General features: G+C 59.5%; 9 protein-coding genes and 4 tRNA genes. All 13 read right to left on the bottom strand.

Features of this window, described 5'->3' with window-relative positions:
* Positions 1–9: 9 nt before the first annotated feature.
* The 13 genes from rpoC to ACFJI2_RS28745 all read right to left on the bottom strand — a co-directional run bounded on the left by rpoC (position 10) and on the right by ACFJI2_RS28745 (position 13,891).
* Complete coding sequence (rpoC, locus tag ACFJI2_RS28805; protein ID WP_107869904.1) at positions 10–4,233, bottom strand: DNA-directed RNA polymerase subunit beta'; 4,224 nt, start codon at positions 4,231–4,233, stop codon at positions 10–12.
* A 75-nt stretch (positions 4,234–4,308) separates the two neighbouring features.
* Positions 4,309–8,418: a DNA-directed RNA polymerase subunit beta gene (gene rpoB, locus ACFJI2_RS28800; protein ID WP_377702907.1), complete on the bottom strand. Its 4,110-nt coding sequence runs from the start codon at positions 8,416–8,418 to the stop codon at positions 4,309–4,311.
* Positions 8,419–8,672: 254 nt separating this feature from the next.
* Positions 8,673–9,044 (bottom strand): 50S ribosomal protein L7/L12, encoded by a 372-nt coding sequence (gene rplL, locus ACFJI2_RS28795; protein ID WP_107869902.1) that lies wholly within the window; start codon positions 9,042–9,044, stop codon positions 8,673–8,675.
* Between the two features lie 67 nt (positions 9,045–9,111).
* A complete protein-coding gene (gene rplJ / locus ACFJI2_RS28790) occupies positions 9,112–9,639 on the bottom strand; it encodes a 50S ribosomal protein L10 (RefSeq protein ID WP_107869901.1) in 528 nt (175 codons plus the stop codon).
* Positions 9,640–9,873: 234 nt separating this feature from the next.
* Positions 9,874–10,569 (bottom strand): 50S ribosomal protein L1, encoded by a 696-nt coding sequence (gene rplA, locus ACFJI2_RS28785; RefSeq protein WP_107869900.1) that lies wholly within the window; start codon positions 10,567–10,569, stop codon positions 9,874–9,876.
* A gap of 2 nt (positions 10,570–10,571) precedes the next feature.
* Positions 10,572–11,003 carry a 50S ribosomal protein L11 gene (gene rplK / locus ACFJI2_RS28780; RefSeq protein ID WP_056392621.1) on the bottom strand — a complete coding sequence of 144 codons (432 nt, stop codon included), beginning with the start codon at positions 11,001–11,003 and terminating at the stop codon, positions 10,572–10,574.
* A 116-nt stretch (positions 11,004–11,119) separates the two neighbouring features.
* Positions 11,120–11,731, bottom strand: a complete 612-nt coding sequence (nusG, locus tag ACFJI2_RS28775) for a transcription termination/antitermination protein NusG (RefSeq protein ID WP_132133312.1) — start codon at positions 11,729–11,731, stop codon at positions 11,120–11,122.
* Positions 11,731–12,114 carry a preprotein translocase subunit SecE gene (gene secE / locus ACFJI2_RS28770; protein WP_056392625.1) on the bottom strand — a complete coding sequence of 128 codons (384 nt, stop codon included), beginning with the start codon at positions 12,112–12,114 and terminating at the stop codon, positions 11,731–11,733. The genes nusG and secE overlap by 1 nt, the downstream gene beginning before the upstream one ends.
* Before the next feature lie 35 nt (positions 12,115–12,149).
* A tRNA-Trp gene (locus ACFJI2_RS28765) sits at positions 12,150–12,225 on the bottom strand.
* 74 nt (positions 12,226–12,299) lie between these two features.
* On the bottom strand, positions 12,300–13,490 hold the full coding sequence (tuf, locus tag ACFJI2_RS28760) for an elongation factor Tu (RefSeq protein ID WP_107869898.1): 1,191 nt from the start codon (positions 13,488–13,490) through the stop codon (positions 12,300–12,302).
* A gap of 82 nt (positions 13,491–13,572) precedes the next feature.
* Positions 13,573–13,647 (bottom strand) — tRNA-Thr (locus ACFJI2_RS28755).
* A 38-nt stretch (positions 13,648–13,685) separates the two neighbouring features.
* Positions 13,686–13,759: transfer RNA gene (locus ACFJI2_RS28750), tRNA-Gly, on the bottom strand.
* 48 nt (positions 13,760–13,807) lie between these two features.
* Positions 13,808–13,891: transfer RNA gene (locus ACFJI2_RS28745), tRNA-Tyr, on the bottom strand.
* Positions 13,892–14,002 lie beyond the last annotated feature (111 nt).

Genomic DNA, 14,002 nt, shown 5'->3' with positions numbered 1-14,002 from the left:
GCTTGAAGATTACGCTTCGTCGCTGTTGTGCGGAACTTCTTCCGGCAGCTCGGCCACGATGGCCGCGCGTTCCGCGTCCAGCAGGGCTTTGCGTTCCTCCGCCTCCCACACTTCCTTCTCGCGGCGGGCGCGGTGGAAGGCCAGGCCGGTACCGCCAGGAATCAGGCGGCCCACGATGACGTTTTCCTTCAGGCCGCGCAGACCGTCGCGCTTGCCCATGATCGCCGCTTCGGTCAGCACGCGGGTGGTTTCCTGGAACGATGCGGCCGAGATGAACGAATCGGTCGACAGCGATGCCTTGGTAATACCCAGCAGCACGTTCTCGTACGTTGCAGGAATCTTCTGCGCCGCGTTCATGCGGTCGTTTTCTTCCAGCAGCTCGGAACGCTCCACCTGCTCGCCGACGATGTAGTCGGTGTCGCCGGCGTTGACGATCTGTACACGGCGCAGCATCTGGCGCACGATCACTTCGATGTGCTTGTCGTTAATCTTCACGCCCTGCAGACGGTACACGTCCTGCACTTCGTCAACGATGTAACGCGCCAGCGCTTCGATACCCAGCAGGCGCAGGATGTCTTGCGGATCGGCCGGGCCGTCCACGATCATCTCGCCCTTGTTCACCACCTGGCCGTCGTGCACCAGCACTTGCTTGTCCTTGGTAATCAGGAACTCGTGCTTGTTGCCGTCCATGTCGGTGATTTCCAGACGCTGCTTGCCCTTGGTTTCTTTACCAAACGCAACCGTACCGGTGACTTCCGCCAGCATGCCCGCGTCTTTCGGCGAACGTGCTTCGAACAGCTCGGCAACGCGCGGCAGACCGCCGGTAATGTCGCGGGTCTTCTGCGATTCGGTCGGGATACGCGCCAGAACCTCACCCACGGACACTTGCTGGCCGTCCTTCACCATGATCAGCGCGCCAACCTGGAAGCCGATCGCCACGGCGTGTTCGGTGCCGGCGATCTTCACTTCGTTGCCGTCTTCGTTCAGCAGTTTCACCTGCGGACGCATGGTCTTGGTCAGCGAGCCGCGGCGTTTCGCGTCGATCACCACCAGGGTTGCCAGGCCGGTCACTTCGTCCACCTGGCGGGCCACGGTCACGCCTTCTTCGACGTTCTCGAAACGCACCGTACCGGCGTACTCGGTGATGATCGGACGGGTCAGCGGGTCCCAGGTCGCCAGCGGGGTGCCGGCCTTGATGACCATGCCATCCTTGACGATCAGGGTTGCGCCGTACGGCACCTTGTGGCGCTCGCGCTCACGGCCGTGGTCGTCGGTAATCAGCACTTCACCGGAACGGGAAATGACGATTTGCGCGCCCTTGCCGTTGGTTACGTAACGCATGGTCGAGGTGAAGCGGATGGTACCGTTCGACTTCGCTTCCACGCTCGAGGCCACTGCTGCACGCGATGCCGCACCACCGATGTGGAAGGTACGCATGGTCAGCTGGGTACCCGGCTCACCGATCGACTGTGCTGCCACCACGCCGACTGCTTCGCCGGAGTTCACCAGCAGGCCGCGGCCCAGGTCGCGGCCGTAGCACTTGGCGCACAGGCCGTAGCGCGTGTCGCAGGTCAGCGGCGTGCGGACCTTGACTTCGTCAATGCCCATGCGCTCGATGTCTTCCACCATGTCTTCGTCCAGCAGCGTGCCGGCTTCGTACACGGTTTCCTGGGTCTCAGGATTGACGATGTCGGTGCCTGCCACGCGGCCGAGGATACGGTCGCGCAGCGCTTCGATCACTTCACCGCCTTCGACCATGGCCTTCATCAGCGTGCCGTTCGAGGTGCCGCAATCGTCTTCGATCACCACCAGATCCTGGGTCACGTCGACCAGGCGGCGGGTCAGGTAACCCGAGTTCGCGGTCTTCAGTGCCGTATCGGCCAGACCTTTACGAGCGCCGTGGGTCGAGATGAAGTACTGCAACACGTTCAGGCCTTCGCGGAAGTTCGCGGTAATCGGCGTTTCGATAATCGAACCGTCCGGTTTCGCCATCAGACCACGCATACCAGCCAGCTGGCGAATCTGCGCTGCGGAACCGCGGGCGCCCGAGTCGGCCATCATGTAAATCGCGTTGAACGATTCCTGGGTGGTGGTGGTGCCGTCGCGCTTGACGACGTCTTCCACTTTCAGCTGGTCCATCATGGCCTTGCCGACTTCGTCCGAGGTCTTGCCCCAGATGTCGACCACCTTGTTGTAACGCTCGCCGGCCGTCACCAGACCCGAGGCGTACTGCTGCTCGATCTGCTTGACTTCGGACTCTGCAGCCGAAATCAGGGTGACTTTCTGAGGCGGCACCAGCATGTCGTCCACGCAGATCGAAATACCGGCGCGGGTTGCCAGGCGGAAGCCCGACTGCATCAGCTGGTCGGCAAACACCACGGTAGCGCGCAGGCCGCACTTACGGAACGAGGTGTTGATCAGCTTCGAAATTTCCTTCTTCTTCAGCGCGCGGTTCAGCACGGAGAATGGCAGGCCCTTCGGCAGGATCTCGGACAGGATGGCGCGGCCGACCGTCGTTTCATAACGGGTCAGCGTGCGCACGAATTCGCCGGTCGCCGGATCTTTCGGATGCTCGACGATACGCACGGTGATGCGCGTGGTCAGTTCGACTTCCTTGTTGTCGTAGGCACGGATCACTTCGGACACGTCCGGGAACAGCATGCCTTCGCCCTTGGCGTTGATCGCTTCGCGGGTCGCGTAGTACAGACCCAGCACGATATCCTGCGAAGGAACGATCGATGGCTCGCCGTTGGACGGGAACAGGATGTTGTTCGACGCCAGCATCAGCGTGCGCGCTTCCATCTGCGCCTCGATCGACAGCGGCACGTGGACCGCCATCTGGTCACCGTCGAAGTCGGCGTTGAATGCCGCGCAGACCAGCGGGTGCAGCTGGATGGCCTTGCCTTCGATCAGGACCGGCTCGAAAGCCTGGATGCCCAGACGGTGCAGCGTAGGCGCACGGTTCAGCATGATCGGGTGTTCGCGGATGACTTCTTCCAGGATGTCCCACACCACTGGTTCTTGAATCTCGACCAGTTTCTTCGCCGCCTTGATGGTGGTAGCCAGACCCATCAGTTCGAGCTTGTTGAAGATGAAAGGCTTGAACAGCTCGAGAGCCATCAGCTTCGGCAGACCGCACTGGTGCAGTTTCAGCTGCGGCCCCACCACGATCACCGAACGGCCGGAGTAGTCGACGCGCTTACCCAGCAAGTTCTGGCGGAAGCGGCCGCCCTTACCCTTGATCATCTCGGCCAGCGACTTCAGCGGACGCTTGTTGGCACCGGTCATCGCTTTGCCGCGACGGCCGTTGTCCAGCAGCGAATCCACTGCTTCTTGCAGCATGCGCTTTTCGTTGCGCGTGATGATCTCTGGAGCGCGCAGCTCCATCAGGCGTTTCAGGCGGTTGTTACGGTTGATGACGCGGCGATACAGGTCGTTCAGGTCGGAGGTCGCAAAGCGGCCGCCGTCCAGCGGTACCAGCGGACGCAGTTCCGGCGGCAGCACCGGCAGCACTTCCATGATCATCCAGTCCGGCTTGATGCCGGAGCGCTGGAATGCTTCCAGCACTTTCAGGCGCTTGGCGTACTTCTTGATCTTCGCTTCGGACTTCGATTCCTTCAGTTCCACGCGCAGGGTCTCGGCATCGCGGTGGATGTCGATCGAGCGCAGCAGTTCACGGATACCTTCGGCGCCCATGAAGGCGGTGAAGTCGTCGCCGTACTCTTCGTACTTGGCGGCGTAGTCGTCTTCCGACATGATCTGGCACTTCTTCAGCGGGGTCATGCCGGGATCGGTCACGACGTAGGCTTCGAAGTACAGCACGCGTTCGATATCGCGCAGCGTCATGTCCAGGACCATGCCCAGGCGCGACGGCAGCGATTTCAGGAACCAGATGTGGGCGGTCGGCGAAGCCAGCTCGATGTGGCCCATGCGCTCGCGGCGCACCTTGGCCAGCGTGACTTCCACGCCGCATTTTTCGCAGATCACGCCGCGGTGCTTCAGGCGCTTGTACTTGCCGCACAGGCACTCGTAGTCCTTGATCGGGCCAAAGATCTTGGCGCAGAACAGGCCGTCGCGCTCAGGCTTGAAGGTGCGGTAGTTGATGGTTTCCGGCTTTTTGACTTCGCCGTAGGACCAGGAACGGATTTTTTCAGGAGAGGCCAGACCGATCTTGATCGCGTCGAACGTCTCGTTTTGCTGAACTTGCTTGAATAGATCGAGCAGAGCTTTCATGTATCACTCCAGGTGATTGAATTCTTAAATCTGCCGGGCGGCGGAGGGTTTCCCCCGCCCGGCGGCGCCAGTGTCTTAGTTGCGTTCCAGGTCGATATCGATACCCAGGGAACGGATCTCTTTCACCAGCACGTTGAACGATTCCGGCATGCCCGCGTCGATCACGTGGTCGCCCTTGACCAGGTTTTCGTACACTTTGGTACGGCCGTTCACGTCATCCGACTTCACCGTCAGCATCTCTTGCAGCACGTAGGACGCGCCGTATGCTTCCAGTGCCCACACCTCCATCTCACCGAAGCGCTGGCCGCCGAACTGGGCTTTACCGCCCAGCGGCTGCTGCGTCACCAGCGAGTATGGACCGGTCGAACGCGCGTGCATCTTGTCGTCCACCAGGTGGTGCAGCTTCAGCATGTGCATCACGCCGACGGTGACCTTGCGCTCGAACGCTTCGCCGGTGCGGCCGTCGTACATGGTGACCTGGTTCTTCGACGGGGTCATGCCCAGCTTCGTGGCGATCTCGTCGGGGTAGGCCAGGTCCAGCATGCGGCGGATTTCCGACTCGTGCGCGCCGTCGAACACCGGGGTGGCGAACGGCACACCTTTTTTCAGGTTGTGCGCCAGCTTCATGATCTCTTCGTCGTCGAATTGATCGATGTCTTCCGGACGGCCCGACTCGTTGTACACGGTGGTCAGATACTTGCGCATCTCTTCCACTTTGATCTGCTGCGCCAGCATTTCGCCGATGCGGATGCCCAGGCCTTTTGCTGCCCAGCCCAGGTGGGTTTCCAGGATCTGGCCCACGTTCATACGGGACGGAACACCCAGCGGGTTCAGCACCACGTCGGCCGGCGTGCCGTCGGCCATGTAGGGCATGTCTTCCACTGGAACAATACGGGACACCACACCCTTGTTACCGTGGCGGCCTGCCATCTTGTCGCCCGACTGCAGGCGGCGCTTCACGGCCAGGTAGACCTTGACCATCTTCTGCACGCCAGGCTGCAGCTCGTCGCCTTGCGTCAGCTTCTTGCGCTTCTCTTCGAAGGCCAGGTCGAACTGGTGGCGCTTCTCGTTGATGGATTCCTTGATGGCTTCCAGCGCGGTGGCGGCAGCGTCGTCCGCAGGGCGGATGTCGAACCAGTGGTACTTGTCCAGATCGTCCAGGTAGTCCTTGGTGATCTTGGCGCCCTTGGCCAGCTTCTTCGGACCGCCGTTGACCACTTGGCCGATCAGCATCTTCTCCAGACGCTGGAAGGCGTCGCCTTCCACGATGCGCATCTGGTCGTTCAGGTCCAGGCGGAAGCGCTTCAGTTCATCGTCGATGATCTGCTGGGCGCGCTTGTCGCGCACGATGCCTTCGCGGGTAAACACTTGCACGTCGATCACGGTGCCGACCATGCCCGAAGGCACGCGCAGCGAGGTGTCTTTCACGTCGGACGCTTTTTCGCCGAAGATGGCGCGCAGCAGCTTCTCTTCCGGGGTCAGCTGGGTTTCGCCCTTCGGCGTCACTTTACCAACCAGGGTGTCGCCGGCGGTGACTTCGGCGCCGATGTAGACGATACCGGACTCATCCAGACGAGCCAGCTGGTTCTCAGCCAGGTTCGAGATGTCGCGGGTGATTTCTTCCGCGCCCAGCTTGGTATCGCGTGCCACCACGGACAGCTCTTCGATGTGGATCGAGGTGTAGCGGTCGTCCTTCACCACGTTTTCCGAGATCAGGATCGAATCTTCGAAGTTCAGACCATTCCATGGCATGAAGGCCACGGTCATGTTCTGGCCCAGCGCCAGCTCGCCCAGGTCGGTCGATGCGCCGTCGGCGATCACGTCGCCCTTGGCCACGCGGTCGCCCACTTGCACGATAGGACGCTGGTTGATGTTGGTGTTCTGGTTGGAACGGGTGTACTTGATCAGGTTGTAGATGTCCACACCGACTTCGCCTGCTTGCGCCTCTTCGTCGTTGACGCGGATCACCACGCGGCCTGCATCGATGTAGTCCACCACGCCGCCGCGCAGCGCCTGCACGGTGGTGCCCGAGTCGACCGCCACGGTGCGTTCGATACCGGTACCGACCAGCGCCTTCTCGGGACGCAGGCAAGGCACAGCCTGGCGTTGCATGTTGGCACCCATCAGCGCGCGGTTCGCGTCATCGTGCTCCAGGAACGGAATCAGCGACGCTGCCACGGACACGATCTGGCCCGGGGCCACGTCCATGTACTGGATGCGCTCCGGCGAGACCAGGATGGTTTCGCCGGCTTCACGGGCCGACACCAGCTCGTCGGAGAGCTTGCCTTCGTTGTTGATGGTCGCATTCGCCTGGGCGATGATGTAGCGGCCTTCTTCAATCGCGGACAGGTAGTCGATCTTGTCGGTGACGACGCTGTTCTCGACCTTGCGGTACGGGGTTTCCAGGAAACCGTACTCGTTCAGGCGGGCGTACAGTGCCAGCGAGTTGATCAGGCCGATGTTCGGGCCTTCAGGCGTTTCAATCGGGCAGACGCGGCCGTAGTGGGTCGGGTGCACGTCGCGCACCTCGAAGCCGGCGCGTTCGCGGGTCAGACCGCCAGGGCCGAGCGCGGAGACGCGGCGCTTGTGGGTGATTTCCGACAGCGGGTTGGTCTGGTCCATGAACTGCGACAGCTGCGACGAACCGAAGAACTCGCGGATGGCGGCCGAGATCGGCTTGGAGTTGATCAGGTCGTGCGGCATCAGGTTGTCGGCTTCCGCCTGGCCCAGACGCTCTTTCACGGCGCGCTCCACGCGCACCAGGCCGGCGCGGAACTGGTTTTCGGCCAGTTCGCCCACGCAGCGTACGCGGCGGTTGCCCAGGTGATCGATGTCGTCCACTTCGCCGCGGCCATTGCGCAGCTCGACCAGGATCTTGATCACGGCCAGCACGTCTTCGTTCGACAAGGTCATCATGCCGGTCAGTTCGTCACGGCCGATGCGGCGGTTGAACTTCATGCGGCCGACGGCGGACAGGTCGTAGCGGTCGGCGCTGTAGAACAGGCCGTTGAACAGCGCTTCCACCGATTCTTCGGTAGGCGGCTCGCCCGGACGCATCATGCGGTAGATCGCGATGCGGGCGGCGGTCTGGTCCATCGTGTCGTCGATGCGCAGGGTCTGCGAGATGTAGGCGCCCTGGTCCAGGTCGTTGGTGTACAGGGTCTGGATGTCGCTGATGGACGCTTCGCGCAGGCGTGCCAGCACGTCTTCGGTCAGTTCGTCGTTGGCGTTGGCCACCACTTCGCCGGTTTCCGGGTCCACGATGTTCTTGGCCAGCACGCGGCCCAGCAGGTAGTCTTCCGGTACGGAAATGTGCTTCAGGCCGGCAGCGTCGATGTCGCGCACATGCTTGGCATTGATGCGCTTGTCCTTCATGACGATGGTCTTGCCGGTCTTCGGATCGACGATGTCGAAGCGCGCGACTTCGCCGCGCAGGCGCTCGGCCACGAATTCCATCTCGGCGCCTTCGGAGCGCAGGTGGAAGTTGTCGAAGACGAAGAAGTTCGCCAGGATCTGCTCCGGCGTCATGCCGATGGCCTTCAGCAGAATGGTCACTGGCATCTTGCGGCGGCGGTCGACGCGGAAGAACAGGATGTCTTTCGGGTCGAACTCGAAGTCCAGCCACGAACCGCGGTAAGGAATGATGCGGGCCGAGAACAGCAGCTTGCCGGACGAGTGGGTCTTGCCACGGTCGTGCTCGAAGAACACGCCCGGGGAGCGGTGCAGCTGCGAAACGATAACGCGCTCAGTACCGTTGATCACGAACGAACCGGTGGTGGTCATCAGGGGCAGTTCGCCCATGTAGACTTCCTGTTCCTTCATTTCCTTGACGACCGGCTTGGTCGGCGATTCCTTGTCCAGGATCACCAGGCGCACCTTGGCGCGCAGCGGGGACGCGAACGTCAGGCCGCGCAGCTGGCATTCCTTGACGTCAAAGGCGGGGTCGCCCAGCACGTACGACAGGAACTCGAGACGCGCGAAGCCATTGTGCGAAACGATGGGGAAAATGGAGGTGAAGGCCGACTGCAGGCCGTCGTTCTTGCGCGAGGACGGTGCGATGTCTTCTTGCAGGAAGTTGTGGTAGGACTCGAGCTGGGTAGCCAGCAGGAACGGAACGTTGTGGACGTTGGCGCGCTTCGCGAATGACTTGCGAATGCGTTTCTTCTCAGTAAATGAGTAGTGCATGGACACTCCGTGAGTGACAGAAAGGATAGAAAATTCAGGTTTTGCAAGGTGCGCTGCGGAACGAACGTCACACAGACGAAACCTCAAGCCTCTATCATTTCAGGTCGATATGATCAAACTGCAGCCTGGATTTGCTACAAACGCATGCTACAAATACGACAAAGACGACAAAGGAGCCAAAGCCGGCATTCCTCCCTTCCGGAAGGAATACCTCACTTTGGCTCGGGCGAAAACTGCTCGCCGGTACAACTAGATTACTTCAGATCGGCCTTGGCGCCAGCTTCTTCCAGCTTCTTCTTAGCGGCTTCAGCGTCAGCTTTCGACAGAGCTTCTTTCACGGTCTTAGGTGCGCCGTCCACTACGTCTTTAGCTTCTTTCAGGCCCAGACCGGTGATTTCGCGCACAACTTTGATCACGCCAACTTTGTTTGCGCCAACTTCGGTCAGAACCAGGTTGAACTCGGTCTGCTCTTCAGCTGCGGCAGCAACTGCGCCGCCGGCTGCTGGAGCGGCCATGGCTGCTGCGGACACGCCGAATTTTTCTTCGAAAGCTTTGACCAGTTCGTTCAGGTCCATTACGGACATTTCGCTCACTGCGTTCAGGATATCGTCTTTGGAAATTGCCATTTGAAACTCCTAATTTATTTGTATGCTACAGAATTGTTTACTTGAGAAAAAAAGCGCGCGACTGCGATTAAGCAGCTGCGGTTTCTTCCGCTGCAGGAGCAGCAGAGCCTTCGCCTTTTTTCGCTGCCAGAGCAGCCAGACCACGTGCAAAGCCCGATACCGGCGCCAGCATAACGCCCAACAGCTGCGAGATGAGGACTTCACGGCTAGGAATGCTCGCCAGCGCGGTAACAGCAGCTTTATCCAGCTGCTTACCCGCGTAGTTGCCGGCGACGATGACCAGTTTGTCGTTGGTTTTAGCGAAGTCGTTGATGACTTTCGCTGCTGCAACGGCATCATCCGAGATCGAGTAGATCAGCGGACCGGTCATGCTGTCAGCCAGGGCGGCGAACTGCGTACCTTCTACTGCACGGCGGGCCAGGGTGTTCTTCAGAACACGCAGGTATACGCCTTGGGTACGCGCTTTAGCACGAAGTTGCGTCAAGTGAGCAACCTGGATGCCACGGTACTCGGCCACGACCACGGTTTGCGCAGTTGCTACTTTTGCGGAAACTTCGGCAACGACGGCCTTTTTGTCATTCAGATTGAGACCCACGGTCAACCTCCTTAAATGATGGTTGGCAAATGCCGCACATCGGTTCGAACAACGGCGTCCGAGGTTAGGAGTCCTATGGACTACAAAACTTGTTCGGGTACACCATCTGCGTTGGGCGCCTCGCGGCGATTAACCGGAAACCTGCCTGCTGCTTCCGGCCCAACGGTCTTTGATTGCCTGGCGGCTTGCACCGCCAGCCCGAAGATGCGCCCGGAAAAATCCGGGACTTAATTCTTAAGCAGCCAGACCAGCGTGGTCCACACGGACGCCAGCGCCCATGGTCGACGAGATCGCTACCTTGCGCAGGTACACGCCTTTCGACGAGGCAGGCTTGGCCTTGTTCAGCGCGTCGATCAGGGCAACCAGGTTGCGCTTCAGATCGGCGTCGTCGAAGGACTTGCGGCCGATGGTGGCGTGGATGATACCAGCCTTGTCGGTACGGTACTGAACCTGGCCGGCTTTCGCGTTTTTCACGGCGGTAGCGACGTCAGGGGTAACGGTGCCCACCTTCGGGTTAGGCATCAGGCCGCGTGGACCCAGGATCTGGCCCAGGGTACCAACGATACGCATGGTGTCTGGCGAAGCGATGACGATGTCGAAAGGCATGTCGCCGGCTTTGACGCGCTCGGCCAGGTCTTCCATGCCCACCACGTCGGCGCCGGCTGCCTTGGCAGCTTCAGCCTTTTCGCCCGAAGCGAACACGGCTACGCGTACGGTCTTGCCGGTGCCAGCTGGCAGCACGACGGAACCACGCACAACCTGGTCGGATTTCTTAGGATCCACACCCAGTTGTACCGACACGTCGATCGATTCGTTGAACTTGGCGGTGGCCAGTTCTTTGATCAGAGCAACAGCGTTGTCGAAAGCGTACACTTTGGTACGGTCTACTTTAGCCTTGATGGCTTGAGCGCGTTTGGACAGTTTTGCCATGATTAGATGCCCTCTACCGTGATGCCCATCGAACGTGCGGAACCGGCGATGGTGCGCACTGCTGCATCCATGTCGGCGGCGGTCAGGTCCGGGGTCTTCAGTTTTGCGATTTCTTCAGCCTGGGCGCGGGTCAGCTTGCCGACTTTGTCGGTGTGTGGCTTCGGCGAACCTTTGGTGACGCCCGAGTGCTTCTTGATCAGGTACGTCGCTGGCGGGGTCTTCATCACGAAGGTGAAGGACTTGTCGGCGAATGCGGTGATCACGACAGGGATCGGCATGCCTGGTTCCATACCTTGGGTCTGCGCGTTGAACGCTTTGCAGAATTCCATGATGTTCAGACCGCGCTGACCCAGCGCTGGACCGATTGGAGGGGATGGGTTTGCTTTACCGGCTGGCACTTGCAGCTTGATAAAGCCAATGATTTTCTTTGCCATTTGGGCACTTCCTATCTTTGGGTTTGAGTAGTAGCGCCCCGCCGGTACTACTTGGCAGGGCTCCTCTTATGCGGATGTGGCCGGAGCCGCGCTCCGTGGGGCGCTTGCAGCTATCTTTAAACCTTTTCGACCTGGCCGAACTCGAGTTCGACCGGGGTCGCGCGGCCGAAGATGGTAACCGAGACGCGCACTTTGGATTTCTCGTAGTTGACTTCTTCGACGTTGCCGTTGAAATCGGTGAACGGACCATCCTTGATGCGGACTTGCTCGCCCACTTCGTACAGCACTTTCGGACGCGGCTTTTCCACGCCTTCCTGCATTTGCTGCATGATCTTGTCGATCTCGCGCGCAGGAATCGGGGTCGGCTTGTTCGATTTGCCGCCGATGAAACCGGTGACCTTGCTGGTGTTCTTCACCAGGTGCCAGGTTTCGTCGGTCATTTCCATTTCCACCAGCACATAGCCAGGGAAGAAACGGCGTTCGGTGACGGACTTCTGGCCATTCTTGACTTCAACCACTTCTTCAGTGGGCACCAGGATCTGGCCGAACTGGTCTTGCATGCCGGCGCGCTCGACGCGCTCGGTCAGCGCACGCTGGACGCTTTTTTCCATGCCGGAATAAGCATGCACGACATACCAGCGCTTGTTGCTCACCGGTACGCTCACTGCTGCGCCAGCATCTTGTGCCGGAACTTCGCCCGGCACGTCGTCTTGCACATTTTCGCTCATTATTGTTTCCAACCCAGAATCACGTCGTACAACAGGAATTCCAGCAACTTATCCGTGCCCCACAGGAACACAGCCATCACCAATACAAAGGCAAACACGATCATCGTGATTTGCGTTGCTTCTTTGCGCGTAGGCCAAACGACTTTTTTGGTTTCGCGGACGGCTTCTTTGGCGAAATTCAGGAAATCGCGGCCGGAGGTAGAGGTGTAAGCAATGCCGGCGGAAATAAGCAAACCACCCACAAGCGCAGCTGCCCGCACCAGGGATGGTTGACCTGCCAGGTAAAAGAACCCGACTACGCCTGCAATCGCTGCAACCACTGCCAGCACGACTTTGAACTTGTCGTTTGACGTGCTAACGGTTTGCACGGATTGATTAGACATTCTATTTTACTTTCGGTGCCCTGCACCAGATTCGGTGGCAGGGGCGGAGGGCCTCGAACCCCCAACCTTCGGTTTTGGAGACCGACGCTCTGCCAATTGAGCTACGCCCCTACGTAAAACTTGATCAGTGAATCCGCAATTATAGCACCCGACTGCAGTCGGGCGCTAGTCTTTGGCGCGAATTCTTAGCCGAGGATCTTGGCGACGACGCCAGCACCCACGGTACGGCCACCTTCGCGGATTGCGAAGCGCAGGCCTTCTTCCATCGCGATCGGGTTGATCAGCTTGACGGTGATCGACACGTTGTCGCCTGGCATAACCATTTCTTTGTCCGCTGGCAGTTCGATCGAACCGGTCACGTCAGTCGTACGGAAGTAGAACTGTGGACGATAGTTGTTGAAGAACGGGGTGTGACGGCCGCCTTCGTCTTTCGACAGAACATAGATCTCGCCGGTGAAGTGGTTGTGCGGCTTGATCGAGCCTGGCTTCGCCAGAACCTGACCACGCTGTACGTCTTCACGCTTGGTGCCGCGCAGCAGCAGGCCAACGTTGTCGCCGGCTTGACCCTGGTCCAGCAGCTTGCGGAACATTTCCACGCCGGTGCAGGTGGTCTTGACGGTGTCGGTGATGCCAACGATTTCGATTTCTTCGCCGACTTTGATGATGCCGCGCTCAACACGACCGGTCACCACGGTGCCGCGGCCCGAGATCGAGAACACGTCTTCCACTGGCATCAGGAAGGCGCCGTCCACTGCGCGCTCTGGCGTAGGGATGTAGCTGTCCAGTGCGTCGGCCAGGGCCATGATGGCCTGCTCGCCCAGAGGACCGGTGTCGCCGTCCAGTGCTTTACGTGCCGAACCCTTGATGATCGGCAGGTCGTCGCCTGGGAACTCGTACTTGGACAGCAGCTCGCGCACTTCCATTTCAACCAGTTCCAGCAGCTCTTCGTCGTCGACCAGGTCGCACTTGTTCAGGAACACAACGATGTATGGAACGCCAACCTGGCGCGCCAGCAGGATGTGCTCGCGGGTCTGTGGCATGGGGCCGTCAGCTGCGGAGCAAACCAGGATCGCGCCGTCCATCTGCGCAGCACCGGTAATCATGTTTTTGATGTAGTCGGCGTGGCCTGGGCAGTCAACGTGAGCGTAGTGACGGCCGGCGGTTTCGTATTCAACGTGCGCGGTGTTGATGGTGATGCCGCGTGCTTTTTCTTCTGGTGCAGCGTCGATCTGGTCGTATGCTTTGGCTTCGCCGCCGAATTTCTTCGACAGAACGGTAGCGATTGCAGCGGTCAGGGTGGTCTTACCATGGTCAACGTGACCGATGGTGCCAACGTTCACGTGCGGCTTAGTCCGCTCGAACTTTTCTTTTGCCATTTTAGACTCCTAACAATGATAAGTGTGCAGGGCACGCGCCCGACTGTCTGAAGATACTGCTGATTATTGGTACTGCGAATTCTGGTGCCCTTGACGTGGATTGAACACGTGGCCTCTCCCTTACCAAGGGAGTGCTCTACCACTGAGCTACAAGGGCTTTATTTGTTGCGATGTACCACATAGATGCAAGCTAACTGGAGCGGGTGAAGGGAATCGAACCCTCGTCGTAAGCTTGGAAGGCTTCTGCTCTACCATTGAGCTACACCCGCGAGGTTTAGATCATCTTCACTGCATCACTCAGTTTTCTTGCAAAAACTTGGTGGAGGGGGCTGGATTCGAACCAGCGTACTCGAAAGAACAGATTTACAGTCTGTCGCCTTTAACCACTCGGCCACCCCTCCGCGAGGAACCGCAGAGTATGAAGCAACTTCTTTGACTTGTCAACACTAGTTTGCAGTTCGTTTTACCGTTCTACCTGCAAGCTGCGATGTTTCGTCTGCTTCGGGGCGAGA

This window comes from Pseudoduganella sp. UC29_71, from assembly GCF_042693265.1.
Taxonomy (GTDB): domain Bacteria; phylum Pseudomonadota; class Gammaproteobacteria; order Burkholderiales; family Burkholderiaceae_D; genus Rugamonas.
This window is presented reverse-complemented; position numbering and strand designations above follow the sequence as displayed.